Here is a 24,467-nt window from a genome sequence, read left to right on the forward strand (position 1 = left end):
CATGAGAAAATTATAATTTTCTTTTTCTAGATCCCGCGAATATTACACTTAAAATACATAAGAGCAATATTGCTAGTGGATTTCCTGTATTTGGTAAGCTTACAGATTCACTACCTGCATCTGAAGATGAACCATCATCAGCTGAAGATGAATCGTCTGGATGAACTGGTTTATCCGGACCGATTGGAGCTGCTTTTTTAAGGACTTTAACAGTTACATTGTCGTAGTTGTTTTCCAAGATTACCTCAAATGTTTCGCTTGTTACATTGACATATACTGTTGAATTGTCTTCATTTAATGCTTTAGCTACAAATGTTAATACGACTTTTTCACCATTTGTTAAGTTTCCTACATACCATTTGCCAGAAGTTATGTCAAATGTTCCTTTTGTTGCATTATATGAAATAATGCTTAAAGTATTTGGTACAAGTACATTAGCAATTATATTTATTGCATCGCTTGGTCCATTATTTATGACAGTAACTGTGCAGACAACAGAGTCCCCAATGTATATTTCAGATTTGTCAGCAACTATGTGTATTTCCAAATCAGCAATATCCTTTGATTCAATAGTGCAGTTAGCAGTTTTGTTTCCAACATTTACAGTATTTGTAATATTTCCTGATTTAGTTACATTAGCTACAACAGTTAAATCAACAGTTGAATTAGCTGTAATGTTTACAATCCATGTAATAATTCCAGTAGCTGGATCATATACTCCGCCATTTGAAGCATTAATGAATTTTAATCCTTCAGGAAGTACATCTTTAATTACGATATTTGTTGCATTGGTTTTTCCAGGATTTGAAACAGCAATAGTGTAAGTTATTTCATCTTCAATATGGATATCAGAGGAATTAACTTCTTTTACAGGGATTATTTCAGGAACTGTTACGTTTTTGTTAAATGTTTTATTACCGACAATTACACTGTTAGTTATATTGCCGTATGCTGAAACTGTGGTATTTACATATAAATATTTGGTTTCACCAGCAGTTAAGTTAATAATCCAAGTGATTGTACGGGTAGTTTCATTGTATACTCCACCATCTGAAGCATTAACAAAAGTTAAACCTTCACCTAATTTATCAGCTACAACAACATTAGTGGCATTGACTTTTCCGGTGTTGTTTACAATTACAGTGTATGTTACATTATCACCGAAGTTTGGAACTTCAATGTTAATTTCTTTTCCTGGGTTAATTTCAGGTACTGTAATGTTTTTGATAACTGTTTTATTTCCGACAACTACTTTGTTAGATAAATCACCATAGCTTAAAACAGTAACATTTACATTAAATGTTTTAGTTTCGCCTTTAGCTAAATCAACAATCCAAGTAATTGTACCAGTTTTTTCATCATATGTGAAATTTCCATCTGCATTTAAGAATTTTAATCCTTTACCTAAAATATCGCAGACAACTACATTGTTAGCATCGCCAATTCCATCATTAGTGACTCTAACAGTGTAAGTTACATTATCACCGAAATTAGGAATTTCATTGTTAACTGTTTTGTTTGGATTGATTTCAGGAACTGTTACGTTTTTGTTAAATGTTTTATTGCCAACAATTACAGTATTTGTTACATTTCCATATTCTGAAACTGTAGCATTTACTTTAAATGTTTTGGATTCGCATTTAGCTAAATCAACAATCCATGTAATTGTGTTAGTAGCTTCATCAAAGGTATAATTACCAGTAGCACTAATAAATATCAATCCTTTACCAAGAGTATCTTTAACAACAACATTGTTTGCATCACCAATACCATCATTAGTAACAGTGACTGTGTAAGTTACATTATCGCCAAAGTTAGGATTTTCAATATTTGCAGTCTTGTTAGGGTTAATTTCAGGAACAGTCACATTAACAGAAGCTGTCTTATTACCAACAACTAAAGAGTTAGAAACACTTCCATAAGCATCAACAGTAGCATTTACATAGAAAGTTCTACTTTCTCCTTTAGCCAAATCAACAATCCAAGTAACAGTACGTTTAACAGGATCCCAAACACCCTTATCAGAAGCACTTACAAAGGTTAAACCTTCACCAAGCCTATCAACAATAACAACATTGTTTGCATCACCAATACCATCATTAGAAACAGTAACAGTATAAGTTACATTATCACCGAAATTAGGATTAGCAACATTAACTGTTTTATCAGGAATGATCTCAGGAACAGTCACATTAACACCAGCAGTCTTATTACCAACAACTAAAGAATTAGAAACATTTCCATAACCACTAACAGTAGTATTAACAGTAAATACTTTGCTTTCACCTTTAGCCAAATCAACAATCCAAGTAACAGTACGTGTATTTTCATCATATACTCCACCATCTGAAGCACTAACGAAAACTAAACCTTCACCTAAAACATCACGAACAACAACACCTTCAGCATCACCAATACCAACATTAGAAACGCTAACAGTGTAAGTTACATTATCACCGAAATTAGGATTAACAACATTAACTGTTTTATCAGGAATAATCTCAGGAACAGTCACATTAACACCAGCAGTCTTATTACCAACAACTAAAGAATTAGAAACATTTCCATAACCACTAACAGTAGCATTAACAGTAAAGACTTTACTTTCACCTTTAGCCAAATCAACAATCCAAGTAACAGTACGGGTAGTTTCATCATATACTCCACCATCTGAAGCACTAACGAAAACTAAACCTTCACCTAAAACATCACGAACAACAACAGCTTTAGCATCACCAATACCATCATTAGAAACGCTAACAGTGTAAGTTACATTATCACCGAAATTAGGATTTTCAATACTTACAGTCTTGTTAGGATTAATCTCAGGAACAGTCACATTAACACCAGCAGTCTTATTACCAACAACTAAAGAGTTAGAAACATTTCCATAAGCATCAACAGTAGCATTTACATAGAAAGTTCTACTTTCTCCTTTAGCCAAATCAACAATCCAAGTAACAGTACGTTTAACAGGATCCCAAACACCCTTATCAGAAGCACTTACAAAGGTCAAACCTTCACCAAGCCTATCAACAATAACAACATTGTTTGCATCACCAATACCATCATTAGAAACAGTAACAGTATAAGTCACATTATCCCCGAAATTAGGATTAGCAACATTAACTGTTTTATCAGGAATAATCTCAGGAACAGTCACATTAACACCAGCAGTCTTATTACCAACAACTAAAGAATTAGAAACATTTCCATAACCACTAACAGTAGCATTAACAGTAAAGACTTTACTTTCACCTTTAGCTAAATCAACAATCCAAGTAACAGTACGTGTATTTTCATCATATACTCCACCATCTGAAGCACTAACGAAAACTAAACCTTCACCTAAAACATCACGAACAACAACAGCTTTAGCATCACCAATACCAACATTAGAAACGCTAACAGTATAAGTCACATCATCACCGAAATTAGGATTAGCAACATTAACTGTTTTATCAGGATTAATCTCAGGAACAGTCACATTAACACCAGCAGTCTTATTACCAACAACTAATGAATTAGAAACATTTCCATAACCACTAACAGTAGCATTTACATAGAAAGTTCTACTTTCTCCTTTAGCTAAATCAACAATCCAAGTAACAGTACGTTTAACAGGATCCCAAACACCATTATCAGAAGCACTTACAAAGGTCAAACCTTCACCAAGCCTATCAACAATAACAACATTGTTTGCATCACCAATACCATCATTAGAAACAGTAACAGTATAAGTCACATTATCACCGAAATTAGGATTAGCAACATTAACTGTTTTATCAGGAATAATCTCAGGAACAGTCACATTAACAGAAGCTGTCTTATTACCAACAACTAAAGAATTAGAAACATTTCCATAACCACTAACAGTAGCATTAACAGTAAATACTTTACTTTCTCCTTTAGCCAAATCAACAATCCAAGTAACAGTACGTTTAACAGGATCCCAAACACCATTATCCGAAGCACTTACAAAGGTTAAACCTTCACCAAGTCTATCAACAATAACAACATTGTTTGCATCACCAATACCATCATTAGAAACAGTAACAGTATAAGTCACATCATCACCGAAATTAGGATTAGCAACATTAACTGTTTTATCAGGATTAATCTCAGGAACAGTCACATCAGCAGAAGCACTTTTATCCCCAACAAATACATTGTTAGATAAAACACCATAAGCTTCAGCAACAGCAATTACATGGAAAATTTTAGATTCACCTTTAGCCAAATCAACAATCCAGATAATAGTGCGACTATCTTCATCCCAAGTATACTCACCAGTAGCTGAAACAAATTTAAGACCTTCACCTAAAACATCTTTGACAACTATATTATTAGCATCACCAATACCATCATTAGTAACTTTAATAGTGTAATCTACCTTATCGCCAAAGTTAGGATTAGTAATATTAACTGTTTTAGCAGGAGTAATTTCAGGAACAGACACATCAGCAGAAGCACTTTTATCCCCAACAGATACAATGTTGGTTAAAACACCATACTCATCAGCAACAGCAGTTACAGTCAAATCAATAAAACTGCCTGCATCAATGTCAACTATCCAGGTAACAGTATGAGTAGCTGCATCATAAACACCATTATTAGAAGAACCGACATATTTCAATCCTTTATCCAAATGATCCACAACAACTACATTCTTAGCATCAACAATTCCATTATTGGTAACAGTAACAGTGTAAGTTACAGTATCGCCGAAATTAGGATTTTCAACATCAACAGACTTACCCGGAATAATTTCAGGCACTGCAATATTTACAGAACTTGATTTGTCTCCAACAACAACAGTATTAAGTATGTTTCCATAAGCTGAAACAGTAGCAATCACATTAAATACTTTAAATTCACCTTTAGCCAAATCAACAGTCCAAGTAACAGTACGTTTAAAAGGATTCCAAACACCATTATCAGAAGCACTTACAAAGGTTAATCCTTCATTTAAAGTATCAACGACAACAACCTGTTTAGCATCACCAACACCATTATTGCTAACTGTGATAGTGTATTCCACTTTATCGCCAAAGTTAGGATTAGTAATATTAACTGTTTTATCAGGAGTGATTTCAGGAACAATCACATCAACAGACGCAGTTTTATCTCCAACAGTTACATCATTAGTTAAAACACCATACTCATCAGCAACAGCAGTTACAGTCAAGTCAAGTGAACTGTCTGCATCAATGTCAACTATCCAGGTAACAGTATGAGTAGCTGCATCATAAACACCATTATTGGAGGAACTGACATATTTCAATCCTTTATCCAAATGATCCACAACAACTACATGTTTAGCATCAACAATACCATTATTGGTAACAGTAACAGTATAAGTTACAGTATCACCGAAATTAGGATTTTCAACATCAACAGACTTACCCGGAATAATTTCAGGAACAGTCACATCAGCAGAAGCACTTTTATCTCCAACAGATACAATGTTGGTTAAAACACCATAAGCTTCAGCAACAGCAGTCACATAGAAAGTTTGAGACTCACCATTAACCAAATCAACAATCCATGTAACAGTATTAGTAGATTCATCAAAAGTATACTTACCAGTAGCTTTAACAAATTTCAATCCTTTATCAAGAGTATCTCTAACAACAACCTGTTTAGCATCACCAACACCATTATTGGTAACAGTAACAGTATAAGTTACAGTATCACCGAAATTAGGATTTTCAACATCAACAGACTTACCCGGAATAATTTCAGGAACAGTCACATCAGCAGAAGCGCTTTTATCTCCAACAGATACAATGTTGGTTAAAACACCATAAGCTTCAGCAACAGCAGTTACAGTCAAGTCAAGTGAACTGTCTGCATCAATGTCAACTATCCAGGTAACAGTATGAGTAGCTGCATCATAAACACCATTATTGGAGGAACTGACATATTTCAATCCTTTATCCAAATGATCCACAACAACTACATTCTTAGCATCAACAACAGCACTGTTGAAAACAGAAACGAAATAGGTTATTTCTTCACCGAAATTAGGATTAGTAATTTCAACTTTTTTAATTGGAGTAATTTCAGGCACTGTAATATTTTTAGTAAATGACTTGTTTCCTACAACTACTGTGTTATTTATGTTTCCATATGCTTCAACAGTAGCATTTACACTAAATACAACACTTTCACCAGCATCCAGATCAACAATCCATGTAATGGTTCTTGTAACTTCATCATATTTACCGTTATGGCTTGCATTAATGAATTTTAAACCTTTACCAAGAGTATCAACTATGACAACTTGTTTTGCAGCTGTATTTGCATTATTGTTAACAGTTACAGTGTATTCAACTGTATCTCCAAAGTTAGGAGTTGTATTGTTAACATCTTTAGTAGGAATAATTTCAGGTATATCTACATTTACAATAGCTGTTTTATTACCAACAGTTACTTCATTGGTTACATCTGTGTATCCGACGATTTTAGCAACAACAGTAAATGTTTTAGTTTCTCCAGAAGCCAGGTTAACTTTCCAGGTAATTGTATTGGTTTTATTATCATAGTTACCAGTAGAACTGATATATTCTAAACCTTTACCAAGAGTATCAACAATAACTACATCAGCAGCATTTCCATCTCCTTCATTTTTAACAGTAACGGTATAAGTTACAGTATCACCGAAATTAGGATTTTCATTGTCTACTGTTTTGTTCGGAGTAATTTCAGGTACAGTTACATTTTTACTGAATGTTTTGTTACCGACAACTAAAGAGTTAGTTACATTACCATAATTGATAACAGTAGCTACAACATTAAATGTTTCTGTTTTACCTGCTGCTACATCAACAATCCATGTAATAGTGTTAGTAGCTTCATCAAAGGTGTAATTACCAGTAGCTGAAACAAATTTAAGACCTTTACCTAAAACATCATGAACAACAACTGCTTTAGCATCTGCATTTCCGCCATTAGTGACTGTTACAGTATATGTTACATTGTCACCAAAGTTAGGATTTTCAATGTCTGCAGTTTTGTCAGGAATAATTTCAGGAACATTTACATCTACAGAAGCACTTTTATCTCCAACAGATACAATATTGGTTAAAACACCATATTCATTAGCAGCAGCAGTTACAGTCAAATCAAATGAACTGTCTGCAGCAATATCAATTACCCATGTAACAGTATGAGTAGCTGCATCATAAACACCATTATGAGAAGAACTGATATATTTCAATCCTTTAACTAAATGGTCTACAACAACAACATTTTTAGCATCTGCTTTACCAATGTTATTAACAGTAATTGTGTAATCTATGCTATCACCAAAGTTAGGAGCTTTATTATTAGCATCTTTACTTGGGATAATTTCAGGAACATTAACATCTACAGCAGAGGTTTTATTACCTACAACTAAAGAGTTGGTTACATTCCCATATCCGATTACTTTAGCAACTACTTTAAATGATTTGGTTTCACCTGAATTTAGATTAACAGTCCATGTAATAGTACGGGTAATCGGATTATATACTCCTCCGTCTGCTGAAATAAGTTCTAAACCTTCACCTAAAACATCACGAACAGCTACATTGACAGCATTGGATTTGCCGACATTTGTAATGTTAACAGTGTATGTTACTTCATCACCAAAGTTAGGATTTTCAATGTCTGCAGTTTTGTTAGGAATAATTTCAGGAACTGTAATGTTTACAGAACTTGTTTTATTTCCGACAGTTACATTGTTGGTTAAAACACCGTAATCTTCAACAATAACCTTAATAGTTAAATCAACATGACCTTTAGCATTAACATCTACAATCCAGGTTACAGTACGGGTAAGTTCATCATAAACACCACCATAATTAGCTTCAATGAACTTGAAACCAGGAGCAAGAATATCTTTTACAACAACATTCTTAGCATCAGCAGCACCATCGTTAGAAACAACAATAGTATAAGTTACATTGTCGCCAAAATTAGGGTTTTTGTTATCTGCAGTTTTATTTGGAGTAATTTCAGGAACATTAACGTTTATTTTAGAAGTTTTATTGCCTACAGCTAAAGAGTTGGTTACATTACCATACCCTACCACAGTAGCTACAACATTTAATGTTTTGGTTTTGCCTGCAGCCAAATCAACAATCCAAGTAACAGTGTTGGTTTTTTCATCCCAAACACCACCATCTGAAGAACTGACATATTTAAGGCCGTTACCTAATTGGTCAACAATGACAACCTGACTAGCATCCACATCACCGTCATTAGTAACAGTAACAGTGTAGGTTACATTGTCACCAAAGTTAGCATCAGTTACATTAGCTGTTTTATCAGGGATAATTTCCGGAACTGCAATATCTACAGAACTTGTTTTATCTCCAACAGTCACCCTGTTAACTAAAACGCCGTAATCTTCCACAGTAACATTTACTTTTAATTCTACAGTTTTATCTGCATCAATATCCAAAGTCCATGTTACAGTATGTGTATTTTCATCATAAACACCATTATAATTAGCTCCAAGGAATTTAAGACCTTTCGCAAGAGTATCTGTTATTACAACTTGTTTTGCATCACTAATGCCGTCATTAGAAACAACAATAGTATAAGCTACATTTTCACCGAAGTTAGGAGTTGTATTGTTAACATCTTTTTTAGGAGTAATTTCAGGTACATCCACATTTTTAAAGATTGTTTTATTTCCAACAACAACTTTGTTAGATATATTTCCATAGCCTGAAACAGTAGCTTCAACAGTGAATGTTTTTACTTCGTTTTTAGCTAAATCAACAATCCATGTAATAGTACGGGTAATCGGATCATATTGACCGTTATCACTAATATCAGTAACGGTTAATCCGTTCCCAACAACATCCTTAACAATAACATTATTAGCTTCAAATTCGCCATTGGTAACAGTGACAGTATATGATACTTTATCACCGAAGTTAGGTGAATCATTATCAATAGTTTTATCAGGAGTAATTTCAGGAACAGTTACATTTCTTATAACAGTATTGTCTCCAACAGTAACTGTATTGTTTAAAACACCATAAGCATCTACAGTAGCATATACATAGAATGTTAAGTTTTGACCTACAGCTAAACCATCAATATTCCATGTAACAGTACGTGTGGTAGAATCATATTCATAATTACCACTAGCACCAGTAAATATTAAACCTTTATCAAGAGTATCTGTTAAAGTTACATCAGCAGTAATCTTACCAACATTACTTACCACTATTGTATATTTAACTTTATCACCATAGTTAGGGTTTGTAACATTTACATCCTTTGTAGGAACTACCTTAGGCAGTTCTTGTATGTATATGGTTTTAGTAGCTACATTGTTACTTATGTTAGTATCTTCAGTACTGTTTACTGCATTAACAGTCAGAGTAACAGTACCGAGACTTGTAGTTTTTGTTTTAACTTTAAGAGTAACAACTTCATTTTTGGCTAATTTTCCTATTTTCCATATACCTGTAGCTACATCAAAAGTACCTTTTGAAGGAGTAAAACCAACAATATCATCAAGTTTAATTCCATTTACATAACAATAATTGTCAGTATGCGGACCATGGTTAGTTAAACTAATAGTCCATTCAACTTCCTCGTCCAATCCATAATAATTTTTATCAGTTGTAATATCAACATCCAAATCAACAAAACCAACTACTTCAAAATTAGTTTCATTTTTGATAGCTTTATAGAAGAGATCTTCAGGATGTTCTGCTTTAATGGTATAATTACCAGGAGCAAGACCGCTTAATGAAAACCTGACATCACCATAAATTGAAGAGATTAAAGTTTCATTGTAAATAATGTTTCCGTCTTCATCATAAATAACAATCGGATTGATTGACTGAGTATTTTCACGTTCATCCCTATAGATTAAAGTACCGTTTTTACTGTTTTCCACACCATCAACCGGATGAAGTTCATCTGCTCCGGTTGTTCTGTTCATGATTGTTCCGTTTACATTAAATAAGTAAGTTACATTATCAAATGAAATATCATTAAGCTGACCTACATGATGTATTGCATTTGCAATATTGTTTCCACCAATAATCACTACAGTAACATTAACAGTTACTCCATAAGGATTTTTCGGATTTTGAACAATAATAGGCAATGCATAAGTATAAGCCTGGTTTCTGTAAAATACAATATTTTTAAGAGAAGCTACACCGTCTACAAATAAAGCAGAACCGTTAACAGCTGTATTATATCTGAATATTGCATTATCATAAGTTACATTATTACCCATAGTATATATAGCTCCACCTAAACCAGTATTTAAATCATTGTTAAATGGATTAGCATGGTTGGAGTAGAACTGTGAATTGGTTACTTTTATATGACTTCCTTTTACACCTATAGCTCCTGCATCACCTTCTACAGTGTTATTTGCAAAGTAAGAACTGTCTATATTAACATTATTTCCACTGATTCCTAAAGCTCCTGCTTGAGATTTTGAAACACCATCAGAAATAGCTTTATTTCCTATAAAAGTAGCGTTCAAAACATTAACATAACTTCCTTCCACCCTCACAGCACCTGCGAAGTGTGCAGAATTATTTACAAATGTTGCATTTTGAATTTTAACATTATTTCCTTTTACATAAATAGCTCCAGCATAATTTTTAGCAGAGTTATTTCCAAAATTAGAATTTAAAACAGTTATTCCATCATCAACAACATAAACAGCTCCACCATTATCAGCAGCTTTATTTGATAGGAATGTGGAGTTATCTACAGTTATATCATTACCATGAGTAGTAATAGCACCACCGATAGGTGCAGCGTTTCCTTCAAAATAAGAATTTGAAATTTTTACATTTTGACCTGTAGTACCGTCATATCCGGTAGAGATTGCACCACCAAAACCGGTTGCAGTGTTGTTAATAAAGATACAATCTTTCAATTCACCGTTTGCATGGAAAGTGGTAGCCGCTCCCCTATATGCAATATTGCCTATAAAAGTACAGTTATAAACAGTACTTCCCGGTCTGAAACAAAGTGCACCTGCATGAGAGTTATTAACATCCGAATTTGCATGATTATATTCGAATGTACAATTAGAAACTGTACCCAATACCTGTAATGCAGCACCAAAGGCATTTCCCTTTGTTGATGTGGCATAATTGTTCATAAATTTAGTGTTACTTACTTTATTGCTGCTGGAACCAACAATTGTAATTCCAATAGCCATTGCCCCTATAGAAGAAACATAATTATCACGAACAATACAGTCAGTCATTGACCCGTCAAAACTTGCAGTTCTGACAACATAACTATTTGTTACAGTATTGTAAGTACTGGTAGCTTTATTGTTAACCAAAGTACAACGAGATAATGTTACTGTATTTTCTGAATATAATGCAGAATGAACATCTCCTCTTGAGCTAGATGATGCTTCACAGTTACTGATAACACAGTTTTCCAAAACAAGATTAGAACCTGAACTGTAAACACCAGCACCATTTGCATCACGTCCTGAATATTTACCATTAGTTATTATAATGTTCTTCAGAGTTATGCTGCTGGCTCCAATGTTAAACACACGGGAACTTGATTTTGCATCTAATGTAGACATTTCATTACCAGTTCCACCTTTGTTTGGATTAATAGAACCGTCAATAGTAATCTTATCTTTATTAGAAAACCATCCGCCAGCTACAGAAATCTCACTGCCGGATCCTGTGAACGTGTGATTGTTTAAATAAATTGTATCACCAGACTGAGCCTGATTTATTCCATTCTGAACATCGCTAAATGTTCCATCATTATTTATATCAATGTCTGCTGCAGAACTAGCTCCAATTATTAATAAGAATAATAAAGCCGATCCAACAACAGCAAATATCTTTTTAACCATTTTATCAACTCACCAATTATAGAATTCAAAAAATTTTCTCATGTAAATTATTATGTGAACATGAAAATTCTACAGGATTATATTTGGAACATATGATGTATATATGTTTCTATTCAGCTATACAAAATATTATAATTAAAAAAGTTAATTATATGAAGCATTATAAATAACCTCAATCAATTAAACAATATATAATTTCCCCCCCCAATATGACAAAAATACCATACATAATCAGTTTTAACTGCATATTATTCAAAATAACAATAATATTCAATTATGTTATAGCTAAAAAATATGAAAAATAATTATGAAATGTTTAACAAAAAAGATAATGCATATAAAATTCGTTCAGAATATTAAGTTCACCTAATAATCCATAAATTATACCCTAATTAATTAAATAATTGATTAACAAAAATAAAAGTTGAGGAATAATATGAATAAACAAAGAAAATACAAACAACGAACTCTGGAAGTTCATGCAGGTGAAAAAGTGGATCCTGTTACCGGCGCCAGAGCTACACCTATATACCATACCAGCTCATATGCTTTTGAAAGTGCTGAAAAAGCTAAAAAATTATATGCTCTTGAAGAAGAAGGTTATCTATACACCAGAATATCAAATCCTACATTAGATGTTTTGGAAAAAAGAGTGGCTGCAATTGAAGGAGGTGTTGGAGCTCTTTCACAGTCAACAGGTATGAGTGCAATTTTACTGGCTATTTTAAATATAGCTAACTCAGGAGATGAAATTGTAGCATCAAATAATCTTTACGGAGGTACATTTACATTATTTAAAAATACCATGCCTAACTGGGGAATCAAAGTAAATTTCGTACCTACACATGATCTGGAAGCTTATGAAAATGCAATAAATGAAAATACCAAAGCAATTTACTGCGAATCTATAGGCAATCCGAAATTAGACATTCCTGATTTTGAAGAAATAGCTAAAATAGCTCATAAGCATGATTTGCCTTTGATTGTTGATAATACTTCAGCTATTACAATGATCAGGCCTTTGGAACATGGTGCAGATATTGTTGTTCATTCTGCCACTAAATTCTTATCAGGAACCGGAACCAGCATGGGTGGAGTTATTGTTGATGGAGGTACTTTTAACTGGGCAAATGGTAAATTTCCACAGTTCACTACACCAGATCCAGCATATCATGGTTTAATTTATAGTGAAGCTTTTGGAAATAAAGCCTACATCACCAAAGCCCGTGTGCATTTAATGAAAGATTTAGGTACTGTTTTAAGTCCGATTAATGCATTTTTAATCCTGCAAAGTATTGAATCTCTCTCCTTAAGAGTTAATCAGCACTGTAAAAATGCTTTGGAAATAGCTAAATTTCTGCAAAATCATGAAGCTGTTTCCTGGGTTAATTATCCTGGTCTTGAAGATAATGAAAACCATGAAATGGCTGAAAAATACTTAAACGGCAATTATGGTGGAATTGTTGGTTTTGGAATTAAAGGTGGCTTGGAAGAAGGTAAGAAGTTTATTGAAAGTGTTGAGCTTTTAAGTCATGTAGCTAATATCGGTGATGCAAAATCTTTAGTTATTCATCCGGCCAGTACCACTCATTCCAATATGAGTGAAAAAGAACAGCTTGAAGGGGGAATTACACCCGACTTTATCAGAATGTCTGTAGGTATTGAAGATGCTGAAGATTTGATAGCTGATATTGACCAGGCATTAAAAAAAGCAGTTAGCTAGAAAGGATTTTTACCTTTCTACCTATATTCTGATACTAAATGACTTATTTGATCAGTAGAAATAATTCCTTTTAGTTTGAAATCATCATCTACAACTGGAAGACATGAAATATCCAATTTTCTCATTCTACGTGCTGTTGATTCAATAGAGTCATCTGCATGACAGAATTTAACTGTTTTTGTCATTATTTCCTTTAAATCATTTGAATTTGTAGCTATTGCTTTAGACAAATCCCAGCTGGTTACTATTCCAATCAGTTTTTTATCATTTGTAACTACTGGAATATGAGTAACATTACGGTTAAACATTAATTTTGCAGCTTCTTCTATTTGTGCCTGTTCTGTGATTGTAGCTACATCTGTAAGCATTAAATCTTCAACTATATTATCTGACAGGAATTTGGATAAAATATAGTTAAGCTGACCTTTTTCAAGTAAAAATGCATCATGACCGTAATTAGATTTAAGTTCTGAAAAGCTTACTTCAACATCATTTGCATTAAGAGCAGTCAGAATTTCTGTTCCCTGTTCAACAGGATATAACCAGTCTGAATCTACTGAAATAATTTCAACTTTTGCTTTAACATCTTTAAAACCATCAATTAATGAGTTGTTTTGGGCAAGATCAAATAAATCTACTGCTTTTGTAATATATAAATAGCTATTTGCATCAAAACGTTTTACAAAGCTTGCTCCCTGATGATGAAGATAACTTTCAACCTGAAAATCCATTGATAAATCATATGTAATTTCATCCTTATCCTGCAAATCCCTACCAAATTTAAGATACATTGATTCATCACTTAAATAAGTAATATGGGCTATCATACGAGCTACTGACAGTCCCTCTTTTGGAATTTTACCTGTTCCGTAATAATTTCCACCATTCCAGTTTGGATCACCTACTATTGACTGGCGACCTACTTCATTAAATGCTATTTGCTGTGGTGAAGATCGTGCTGTTGTAGCTATTGCAACTGCTTTTTTCATCATTTCAGGATATGAAACAAGCCATTGCAAGGTTTGCATTCCTCCCATTGAACCTCCAACAACTGCAGATAACTTGTCAATTCCAAATGCATCAATCAATCTTTTTTGAACCTTAACCATGTCTTTTATTGTAATAACCGGAAAATCCAGACCGTATTCTTTACCCGTTTTTGGATTAATTGATAATGGACCTGTTGTTCCTTTACATCCACCTAATACATTAGAACAAATTATAAAGTACTTTTCACTGTCCAAAGCTTTTCCAGGACCTATTACTATTTCCCACCATCCAGGTTTTTTATCTCCTTCATGCCATCCTGCTGCATGTGCATCTCCAGATAATGCATGACATATTAAAATTGCATTATCCTTTTCTTTGTTAAGTTCACCATAAGTTTCATAAGCTACTGTGATGTTATCAAGAGTCTTTCCACTTTCTAGTTCAATTGGCTCTTCAATATTATAATACTTTGTTTGAACAACTCCAACTGATTCTTTTTTCATTTAAAACACCTAATATTTCTGTATTTTCAGTTTTTTCATAGCCTGTTTTGAAGCGGCCTGTTCAGCTTCTTTTTTATTTTTACCTTTACCAACACCCATTTCCTTTCCATCAATCAATATAGATATTATAAATGTTTTATTATGAGGCACACCACACTCATCAAGTATTTTATATTCAATATCCACTTCCTGAGCGTCACCGTATTCTTTTATTACTGATTTATAATCAAAGAAAAATACTTTTTTTGCATCAATATATGGAAATATTATTTTTGAAATATAATTTTTTGCAAATTCTATACCCTGATCCAAAAATATTGCTCCTAAAAATGATTCAAAAACATCTGCAGTAATTGACAAAACCTCATTTTCAGTTATTTTGCTGTCATCACCATATATTTTGATATGCTTATCCAAACCTAATTCATGGGAATAATAAATTAATGCTGCCTGACAAACATAATTTGCTCGCAGTTTAGTTAATTTACCTTCTTCATAATCAGGATATTGTTTATATAAATATTCTGAAACAATCATATTCAAAACAGAATCTCCTAAAAACTCTAATCTTTCATATGTATAATCCAAACCGTGTTTTGTTCCGTAAGACCCATGAGTAAATGCAACATCATAGAGATGTTTATCCTTTGGGACTATGTTAAATTTTTCTAATAAATTCATAATAAGACCAGATTTCTTTAAATATGTTAATAAATTTTGTTTTTAGGTTTATATAAATATATAGTTGTAAAAAGAAGTATATATAACTATTGTTATAAAAAAATATTATTTTTCAAATGCTCTTGCTTTCTTTTTATAATGCAAAAATAACCAATATTAGAAATAACAGGATTTGGTAATTATGAAATTAAATTGGTTCGAAGAAATAAAAAGAATTGACCCTGATATAAAATTTAGAGCACAGGGCGGATGGTTAAAAACTGTTGAAAAACTAGATAAAACAGTAAAAAACGGATATTCACTTGTTGGAGACTTTGTAAAAGCAGGGGACTTTGAAGAAGAATATGATGAAGGATTATACCTTGATTGCAATAAAGAAGGAACTACTAAAAAATCTCAGCAGGACTACAGACTATTCCGTTTCAAAGATGGGAAAGTAAGACTCCTGGATATGGTAATTGACGGTTCACAGGGATGGGCTACAGAGTTATGGGATGCTGTAGAAGATGAAGTTCCAAGTGTAATCGATTAATCCAGAGAATCTATATGTGGATTTAAGTACTGTCCATGATTTTTGGTTCTATTATCATATTGAATTGCAAAGTTGGGACACAGATGAAGGCACCTCAAACACATAACACACTCATTTTTAATCCATACTGGTTTTTTCATCTGTAATTCAATAGCATCAGCTGGACAGTTGTTTTTACATAATCCCCATCCAATACATTTTTCATCAATATGCAAATAACCGGTTTTCTGCCGGATTTGCTGATTTTTCTAAAAATATCACAGACAAATTTAGGTAACTTTCTTTTAACAAAATCCCCCTGATTTTTACTTGCAATTTTAGAAATTACATCTTCAATCAGCCTATCAGAATTTAAAGTCTGTTTATTAATTTTATCTTTATCTGATAAATTAAAAACCGGCGTCCATGTATCAACCACTAGAATACTGAATTTAGCAGATACATTAAACCCTTTAGATTCAATTAACTCAGCAAGATATCAGCAGCAGTACCCTGGACTTGTTCCAAAAGTAGCAATTAAAAAAAATGTAAGGATTTTTATCTTCAGATATTATATTAATCTTTGATAAAAACCCTTCAACAAATGTGGGAAGGCCCCAAAAGTGAGTAGGAACTACAATACCTAAAGACTCGTCTTTTTCCAAATAAACAGAATCATTATATCCAATCATAGATTTTGCAATATCTCGTGTTTTTTACTAGCTATTCTATTTGCAACATATTTACAGTTTCCAGTTGCAGAATAATAAATTATCATATTATTTGGATTTCTGAGCTACTTTAGGTACAAACTTGGAAGACCTTTTAGGAATAGCATATTCATCTTTTTTAGGACATTTATACTCTTCCAAAAGTATTATTTTATGGTCAATATTTTTGCTGAAATTCTTTTGACCTCCTTCAATAATGCCTCTGAAATTTACGCCAATGCTTCCAGTTCCACCAATATTAAATTTTATTTTTTCAGAAGGGGCAAAATCTTCAAAAAACCTTTCAAGTTCAACCATTTCATAAATTGGAGCTTGATAACTAACGGCCATTAATTTGTTTTGTCCCTCTCTGATTTTAACATATTTCTGTTCAATCTGCAGTTTTTCACCAGAACGAACTTTAGTCATTGTTATATAAGGGCTTATCTCGTTATCATCCATCTTTTACACCTATTATTTTATATGATGAAACACACAATTATCGCAGGTAGGCTCTTCATAAGTATCTTTAGGGATATTAATAGCTGGGTCTACCATGACAGTTATTGAAAATGTTTCCTCAGGATTATGTGTTACATTTTTAGAAATCGGCAACATTCCCCTGTAATTTACAGGAATATAGCCAGTTTGACTAATATTGTAATAAATTCTTTCACCGGAAGTTAATGAATCAAAAAATTCATTAACATCTTTCAGTTGTTTAGGGTTTATGGTAAATGTTATACCCATTAAATGATCTTGCCTTTGTTTAATCTTTACATATTTAACATTAGCTGCCAATACTTCCTGATTATCTGTTACAAAGGTTACATATTCATCTAAGTTTATGTTTTCTTTTTTAACAATCTCTTTTAATTGAGTCATAATTAAAAACCCCCTATGAAATTTAATGAAATAACTTATTCCATTGCATGATGTTATTACATAACTTATTTATAAATGTAACTATTTTTTAGGTACACAAAAATTATGGCCAGATTCCTGAAAAATTGCAGATTAAATTAAAAATTTCTTCAATTGTTTCTACAGGCAATAAATCAAAGATATTTTTAGGTAAGTGTTTTTTATCAAAGTTCAATAAACATTTTTCACAGACATATCGCTCAATTGCAATTCCGTCATCTAACCTTCTGTTTTTACATTGATACCATTCATCTTTAGTTAATCCCCTGATTAGAAATTTAAAAGACTTGCTGTCAATCAGCTCCAAAGTTAAATTATGATATACTTCATCACCAGTAAAATTATCATCAACTTCACTGGCTTTTAATTTAAAATCAGAAACCAGATTTAATTCCTGAATCTTTAAATCAAGATATTTTTTAGATAATGCAATGTTAAATACTCTATGTAATCCATTTATATAATCAAAAGATTTTTCCAATCTTTTTATAGAATTTAATCTATTTAAATAATTCACATTGCTAATAATCATTTCTGATTCAATATTGAAATTTCTAATCATTAGCTTTACAATAGAAGAATAAAATATATTGCCAGTTAATGAATGTCCTCTGATTTCCTTATTTTTATTAATTACAGTAGCTTGATTATCAAAAACTAATTCCTTCTGTTTTTTACGAATTAAATTTAATTTATCTTTAAAATCCCCATAGTTTTTCGAAACATATTCCGGATCATAAAACCCTAACTTTTGAGCATCAAGTGCATAATTAACCTGAACCAGTTCTTCCTGTTTTGCCCTTAATTCCTGAGAAATCTTATTTACCTCTCTTCGCTTTCCTTCTGCAGTAAAATCAGAAAATTTATATTTCATATCCGGCCAGTTTTCAATTTCACTTAATTCCTGTTTAACAGCAACAGTATTCAGATTATGAAATGGTATAACAATGTCAAATATTCCCTGAATATTTTCAGGAACATTAATCTCAACAATTTCAAATTCAGCAGCCACTCTCTGAAGTACATATTCATAAGCTGGAGATAAACTTATAACATTAACATCTTCAAAATTCATTATAACTCTGTCAAATTTATTTAAATTTTTAAAAAGATTTCTAATTAAATGGTCACTTTATTTCACTGCCTAATTCTTTTGCTATGAAAACTTCCCTTTCAGACATGCGTTAAATCCTAAAAATTATTTTGAAAATAAAAATTTTAATTAATAAAAAATAATCCAATAAATCGCTAAATAAGTTTTTATAAAAATAGAAAAATAGAATTGATGAAGATTAAATAAATAATCTTCAGATTTTACCAACTTAAACTAATCTTTTTCTAGTAGTTGGTTTTTTGTTTTGCCAGCTGTATCTTCTAATCCTTTTAGATTTACCGAATCCACAAGAAGCACAAACTTTTTTATGTATGTGGTAAGTGTTTCTTCCACATCTTCTGCATCTTATATGGGTTTTTTTATTCTTTTTACCCATTGATGGAGTACCTTTTGACACTGATACACCTCCTAATTAATCAGTTCGTTTATTACAAATATTAGAATTAAAATAGTACTTATGGTGAGATATAGACAATATTGTCTCCTCTAATGAGCACAACACCAAGTCTTCTAGTAACTTCTCCGTCTTGGAGTTCTTCTGCATCATTAAGAACTAAGTTCATATGTAAATCAAAACTTTTAAGTATTCCTCTAAATTCACGATCTCCTTTAAGTTTTATTAAAACAGGAGAGTTTACAGATTTGCCTAAAGCATCAAGTGGTCTTTGAACATTTTGTCCGCTCATTTTATCACCTTATATTACTATAATTTTTTATTGTATTTTATAATTTAAAAGCAATTGGAAATAATCACTTTCTTAAATATTAGACATAATATAATCAAGTTTAGATAAGACAAAACCTAATTAAAACTAATATTAAATTATATGCTTTTACTACTATATAAATGTTTAGTTTGATTTAAGGGTGTCCGCCAAAATTGAATTTTGGCTGACTTGTTGATTTTTTTTAAAATATTGTTACATCAAGTTTTAATTGGTTTTTAATGGATGTGCTTTCGCAGAAATCTTCTAAATCTTCTGTTGTGTTTTTTATTTCTTGTTTTATGTTGTGTAGTCGTATTAAATTATATGCTAATGCATCTAAGTTTATTCTTTCTTCTGTTTTTACCATTCCGATGACTACTTCTTTTTCTATTTGGAATTGTTCTTTGAATATTCCAAATGGTCCTTCAACGCTTGATCTTTTGCTATATTCGTCTTTATATTCCTGTTTTTCCATTTTTTCGTTCATTGCTTTTTGCATTTCTGATCCGTATTCTGTGATGGTTTTGTGTGTTTGTTTGCCTGTTAAGCATTTGTTTCGTGCTTTGCAGTTTTTACAGGCTTCATAATTGTTGTAGAGTCTTTTTATTTTGTCTGGTTTTTCTGGATCTTTGTGTGGTTCGATGTATTTTGCGAAAAAGTGCATATATTGATTTTTTGGGCATTTGAATGCATCTAATTCATAATCATATTCAAAATGGTCTTTATGGTATGGATTTGGATTTAATTTTCCTATTTTTTCTTTACTTTGCTTTCTATTTGGTATTAAACCATCTATTTTTTTATCTGCTAAGTATGATAGTGATATTTGGTTTAAGTATATTGTATCGGCACTTATATACTTTGGTGTGGTGTTAATGTTTCTTATTGCTCTTTCTGCGATTATTGGTAGTTCGTAGTGGTCTGTCGGGTTTTGTGTGACGTTTATTGCACAGATTAATTTGGTATCATAATCGACTGCAGATTGGATATTATAAGCAACCATGAAGTTTCCTTTCTTTCCTTTCATAAATCTTGCTTCTATATCATTTACTGGAATTTTATCCTGTCCTGTGAATGTAAATTGTGTTTTTATTCCATATAATAGTTCTAATTTATCTTCATCATCTATGTCTTTCTTTTCCAATAATCTTTGAGCAGGTTTGTGAAGTTTTTCAAGACATTCAGGGTCAATAGGTCGTCCTTCGTAGTAATCGATCAATATTTGAGTTTCTTTTTTTGTAATGGTGTTGTTGTTGGAATTGTATGCTTTTTTGATGGTTCCATCAATGGCAACGTGATTAAATTCAGTGAATCCTTCATCAAAGGCCTTTTTTAATGTCATTTGCAGCAATACTTCAAAATAATGGCCATATTCTCTTCGATATCTTTGGATTGATCTTTCAGAAGGTCTAATATCATCGCACACGTATTTAAATATATCATGGTATCGCGCCATATCTGCAATTATTGATGTTCTATCAATATGTTGGATTTTGGCATAAATAAGCAATTTTAACATGGAATCCACTGGAAGGGAGTCTCTTCCTTTCTTTTTCTTGGGTTCTTTGATATTTAAAAGTGGAAAAACTTCTTCAACAAATTCAACAACAAAACGAGAAATATGATTCTCCGGAACATTCCAATCAAGAGTATTAATGCCCAATTTTGCCTGATTCCTATCAAACTTTCTTTTAACCATAAATAACAACACCAAAACAACTTATATCTAATATAAAATATGTACAACAAAGTATATAAACTTAACTGTCTTAAAACCATTAAAAATCAAAAATAAGAATAAAATAAAACTAAACAATAATTTAAAAAATAATTAAACCAAATAAAATAAAATAAACAAAAATTAATTGAAATATATTAAAAATAATAAAAATTAAGCCCAAAAATTTTTTTGACGAAAAATCAAAAATCAATTTTGGCGGACACCCTTAAGCCCAAAAAATAATATAAATCACTAATTTAACCGTAATTTACACTATATAAGACATCTAAATTTATTTTAAACAAAGTCATTAAAAAATTTAACTGAATTCATAACCAAAGAATATAATAAATAAAAATCAGATAATACATCATATCAAAATTTAAGGTATGGAAAAAATATGACTATAAAAGTTAAAAAAAGAAACTTCCTGAAAAAAAAGAAAATTAAAGAAATTAAAAAAGAATTAGAAGAATATGGTGAACTGCTGCAAAATAAGAAAAATGTAGAAATACTTGAAGCCGAACCTGATTCATTTATTTTAGTTGATGGTGAACCTTACATCATATTAATTGATGAAAAGCCATTTCCAACCTTAAAAGCTGCACTGGCTAATGAAATCCATGGAAAAAAAGTAACAGTAGATATGGGTGCTATCCGTTTTGTAAGTAATGGTGCCGATATTATGAGTCCGGGAATTGTAGCTGCTGATGAAAACATCAATCCTGGAGACATTGTTTTAATTATTGATGAAACACATGGAAAACCATTAGCTATTGGAATAAGCTTAATTACTGGTGAAGAAATGGTTGAAAATGATTCTGGTAAAGCTATTGAAACAAAACATTATGTTGGAGACGACATTTGGAACTTTGAATTATAATTTGGTGATTTAAATGGCAGAATTAAGATACAGAGCAGGAAAAATTAAAAATCCCGGAGTTCATAAAATTGGAATAATAGCTCTTGGATCACACTTGGAAAATCATGGTCCTGCATTACCTATAGATACTGATGCTAAAATCGGTGCTCACATTGCATTTCAGGCATCACTTGAAAGCGGAGCTAAATTTTTGGGAATAATATTTCCTGCTTATGAATTAGATGAAATAGATCATGGAGTGCATGTTTCTTTAGATGAATTAAAGGGAAATGTAATTAAAACTCTCAATTCTGCTAAAAAATATTTGGATATTGAAAAAATCGTTATTGTAAATTCACATGGAGGAAATATTCCTTTAATGACTGAACTGTATGATATTGAAGATGAAACAGGTTTGACTATTATTTTTAATAATAAAATTATTTCAACAGAAGGTCCCCATGGAGGCAGCGGCGAACTTTCAATGGCAAAGGTTTTAGGAATAGTCAATGAAGCTGAAATTAAAAACCAGACAGATTTAAGTAAATATGAAGAAGTTGGTCTATATGGTTTCAAGCAAGCCCGTGAAAATGACCCTAACATTGAAGAAGGTGCAAGAGATGTTGAAGAAAATGGAGTTTATGTTGATGAAGTCTATGGAAAACAACTCTTTGATTTAGCTATTAACTCTGTTGTATTTGATGTTGAAAAGCTTTTGGATTTTTAAAAAAAAGAGAAATGAAATGAGTTAGTTATGCTCTTCATTTCCACCAGAATTAGAAGAACCCTCATCCGGATTTTCAGAAGGACTCCCATCTGGAAGCTGATCATGAGTACCTGAAGAAGAATCATGACTATATCCTGAATCATAACTTTGAGATGAACTAGCTCCTGAATCACCTGATGAATAGCTATAATCATTTCCAGAATCATAAGATGATGAATCACTTACAGATGCATTATCTGTAATATTATCTGATGAATTTAATAAATCTGTTTCATTTGGTAAAATGTTTATTTCACCAGTCATAGCTCCAAAAACACTAGCTATGCAAAATGCCGCAACAGATATTACAAAAACTACCAATAATGTAGCAGGTTTACTTGACAAAATACCACCTTAATATTATAATTAATTAACTTAAATTATGTCTCCAAAAATATATAAAAGTATTTGATATTATGAAAACTATTGAAAAAGCTGTTCAAAGTGAAATAAATATTAAAAAATCCCAGTTTATCTGCTCTTTATTTCCAACTAAAACCAAAAAGGAAAGTAAGGAGATTATTCAAAAGTTAAATCAGCAATATCATGATGCTACCCATAACTGCACAGCATACATTACAAATGACGGTGAAGGTTATGATGACAACGGTGAACCAAGCGGAACTGCAGGCAAACCTATGATTAATGCTTTAAGGAAAAATGATTTGCATAATGTTACAGCAGTTGTTACAAGGTATTTCGGAGGAATTAAACTTGGAGCAGGAGGTTTAGTTCGTGCCTACAGCAAATCTGTTCTTGAAGCTATTGAAGCCAGCGAAATAATTGAAGTTGAATATTATGATGTTTATAATATTACATTTAATTATTCTGATTTAAAAGATATTGAAAGAGAAATCAGAAACAACAAGTTAACAATTATTCAAAAAGATTTCAGTGATAAAATTAGCTATGATTTAGTTTCCAAAAATAATAGGAATATAAAAGAAATATTTGAAAAATTCCACAATAAGATTAAGGTTAATTTTAAAAATAAGCAGGTTTTAAAAAAGATAAAATGAAGAATAAATAGTTATTGTTCTTCAAATTGGTCTTTTCCCACACCACAAAGAGGACATACCCAGTCATCAGGTAAGTCTTCAAAATCGTCGCCTTCATAAACATATCCACATACTTTACATACGTAAGCCATAATAACTCCTCCTTAAATTATTTAGAATTTATTCTTTCGTCTAAACTTATAACTGTTTAAACAACGCTTTACCAGCACCACATCTTGGGCATTTAAAGTTATCAGGTAAATCTTCAAATTCAGTACCTGGTTCAATGCCTTTTTCTGGTATGCCTTTTTCACTGTCGTAAATATATCCGCATACACTACATTTCCATTTAGACATAATATCTCCTTTCTAAAATTTATTCCAATTTAAAT

At 31.8% G+C, this 24,467-nt stretch carries 19 protein-coding genes; 5 read left to right on the plus strand and 14 right to left on the minus strand.

The window, feature by feature from the left end; all coding sequences use genetic code 11:
- Positions 1–10: 10 nt before the first annotated feature.
- Positions 11–11,866, minus strand: coding sequence for an adhesin (locus K4897_RS01325; protein ID WP_250416317.1), 11,856 nt, complete (start codon positions 11,864–11,866; stop codon positions 11–13).
- A gap of 436 nt (positions 11,867–12,302) precedes the next feature.
- Between K4897_RS01325 and K4897_RS01330 the strand changes: the two genes are divergently transcribed.
- The gene (locus tag K4897_RS01330; RefSeq protein WP_250416318.1) at positions 12,303–13,589 is read left to right on the plus strand and encodes an O-acetylhomoserine aminocarboxypropyltransferase/cysteine synthase family protein; all 1,287 of its coding nucleotides are present in this window, start codon (positions 12,303–12,305) and stop codon (positions 13,587–13,589) included.
- A gap of 17 nt (positions 13,590–13,606) precedes the next feature.
- On the opposite strand, the gene K4897_RS01335 is transcribed toward K4897_RS01330, so the two are convergent.
- Positions 13,607–15,082: a homoserine O-acetyltransferase gene (locus K4897_RS01335; protein WP_019264105.1), complete on the minus strand. Its 1,476-nt coding sequence runs from the start codon at positions 15,080–15,082 to the stop codon at positions 13,607–13,609.
- 9 nt (positions 15,083–15,091) lie between these two features.
- Complete coding sequence (gene rnc, locus K4897_RS01340) at positions 15,092–15,763, minus strand: ribonuclease III (protein ID WP_019264106.1); 672 nt, start codon at positions 15,761–15,763, stop codon at positions 15,092–15,094.
- A gap of 181 nt (positions 15,764–15,944) precedes the next feature.
- Here rnc and K4897_RS01345 point away from each other — a divergent pair, with 181 nt between their 5' ends.
- Complete coding sequence (locus K4897_RS01345; protein WP_019264107.1) at positions 15,945–16,295, plus strand: hypothetical protein; 351 nt, start codon at positions 15,945–15,947, stop codon at positions 16,293–16,295.
- Here K4897_RS01345 and K4897_RS01350 read toward each other — a convergent pair.
- The 8 genes from K4897_RS01350 to K4897_RS01385 form a co-directional block, all read right to left on the minus strand.
- Positions 16,292–16,510: an EFR1 family ferrodoxin gene (locus K4897_RS01350; protein WP_250416320.1), complete on the minus strand. Its 219-nt coding sequence runs from the start codon at positions 16,508–16,510 to the stop codon at positions 16,292–16,294. The two genes, K4897_RS01345 and K4897_RS01350, sit on opposite strands and share 4 nt — an antisense overlap.
- Positions 16,432–16,713 carry a hypothetical protein gene (locus K4897_RS01355; protein ID WP_250416322.1) on the minus strand — a complete coding sequence of 94 codons (282 nt, stop codon included), beginning with the start codon at positions 16,711–16,713 and terminating at the stop codon, positions 16,432–16,434. The genes K4897_RS01350 and K4897_RS01355 overlap by 79 nt, the downstream gene beginning before the upstream one ends.
- A 340-nt stretch (positions 16,714–17,053) precedes the next feature.
- The gene (locus K4897_RS01360; RefSeq protein ID WP_019267528.1) at positions 17,054–17,446 is read right to left on the minus strand and encodes a hypothetical protein; all 393 of its coding nucleotides are present in this window, start codon (positions 17,444–17,446) and stop codon (positions 17,054–17,056) included.
- A gap of 12 nt (positions 17,447–17,458) precedes the next feature.
- On the minus strand, positions 17,459–17,869 hold the full coding sequence (locus K4897_RS01365; RefSeq protein WP_019264111.1) for a hypothetical protein: 411 nt from the start codon (positions 17,867–17,869) through the stop codon (positions 17,459–17,461).
- Between the two features lie 103 nt (positions 17,870–17,972).
- The gene (locus K4897_RS01370) at positions 17,973–18,983 is read right to left on the minus strand and encodes a DUF4041 domain-containing protein (protein ID WP_250416324.1); all 1,011 of its coding nucleotides are present in this window, start codon (positions 18,981–18,983) and stop codon (positions 17,973–17,975) included.
- A gap of 247 nt (positions 18,984–19,230) precedes the next feature.
- Positions 19,231–19,419, minus strand: coding sequence for a 50S ribosomal protein L37e (locus tag K4897_RS01375; protein ID WP_004034195.1), 189 nt, complete (start codon positions 19,417–19,419; stop codon positions 19,231–19,233).
- A gap of 58 nt (positions 19,420–19,477) precedes the next feature.
- The gene (locus K4897_RS01380) at positions 19,478–19,708 is read right to left on the minus strand and encodes an LSm family protein (RefSeq protein ID WP_004034197.1); all 231 of its coding nucleotides are present in this window, start codon (positions 19,706–19,708) and stop codon (positions 19,478–19,480) included.
- 223 nt (positions 19,709–19,931) lie between these two features.
- Entirely contained in the window at positions 19,932–21,428 is a 1,497-nt protein-coding gene (locus K4897_RS01385) for a transposase (protein WP_250415666.1), read from the minus strand.
- Between the two features lie 421 nt (positions 21,429–21,849).
- Here K4897_RS01385 and K4897_RS01390 point away from each other — a divergent pair, with 421 nt between their 5' ends.
- On the plus strand, positions 21,850–22,332 hold the full coding sequence (locus tag K4897_RS01390) for an RNA-binding protein (protein WP_019264113.1): 483 nt from the start codon (positions 21,850–21,852) through the stop codon (positions 22,330–22,332).
- 13 nt (positions 22,333–22,345) lie between these two features.
- Positions 22,346–23,038, plus strand: a complete 693-nt coding sequence (gene arfB, locus K4897_RS01395; RefSeq protein WP_094516692.1) for a 2-amino-5-formylamino-6-ribosylaminopyrimidin-4(3H)-one 5'-monophosphate deformylase — start codon at positions 22,346–22,348, stop codon at positions 23,036–23,038.
- A gap of 21 nt (positions 23,039–23,059) precedes the next feature.
- Here arfB and K4897_RS01400 read toward each other — a convergent pair whose 3' ends face one another.
- On the minus strand, positions 23,060–23,422 hold the full coding sequence (locus K4897_RS01400; RefSeq protein ID WP_250416326.1) for a hypothetical protein: 363 nt from the start codon (positions 23,420–23,422) through the stop codon (positions 23,060–23,062).
- Positions 23,423–23,493: 71 nt separating this feature from the next.
- Here K4897_RS01400 and K4897_RS01405 point away from each other — a divergent pair, with 71 nt between their 5' ends.
- Positions 23,494–24,096, plus strand: coding sequence for a YigZ family protein (locus K4897_RS01405; protein WP_250416328.1), 603 nt, complete (start codon positions 23,494–23,496; stop codon positions 24,094–24,096).
- 11 nt (positions 24,097–24,107) lie between these two features.
- Here K4897_RS01405 and K4897_RS01410 read toward each other — a convergent pair whose 3' ends face one another.
- A complete protein-coding gene (locus K4897_RS01410; protein ID WP_004034206.1) occupies positions 24,108–24,227 on the minus strand; it encodes a rubredoxin in 120 nt (39 codons plus the stop codon).
- Between the two features lie 46 nt (positions 24,228–24,273).
- On the minus strand, positions 24,274–24,432 hold the full coding sequence (locus K4897_RS01415) for a rubredoxin (protein ID WP_019264117.1): 159 nt from the start codon (positions 24,430–24,432) through the stop codon (positions 24,274–24,276).
- Between the last annotated feature and the right edge of the window lie 35 nt (positions 24,433–24,467).

Source organism: Methanobrevibacter sp. TLL-48-HuF1 (assembly GCF_023617305.1).
Classification (GTDB): Archaea; Methanobacteriota; Methanobacteria; order Methanobacteriales; family Methanobacteriaceae; genus Methanocatella; species Methanocatella intestini.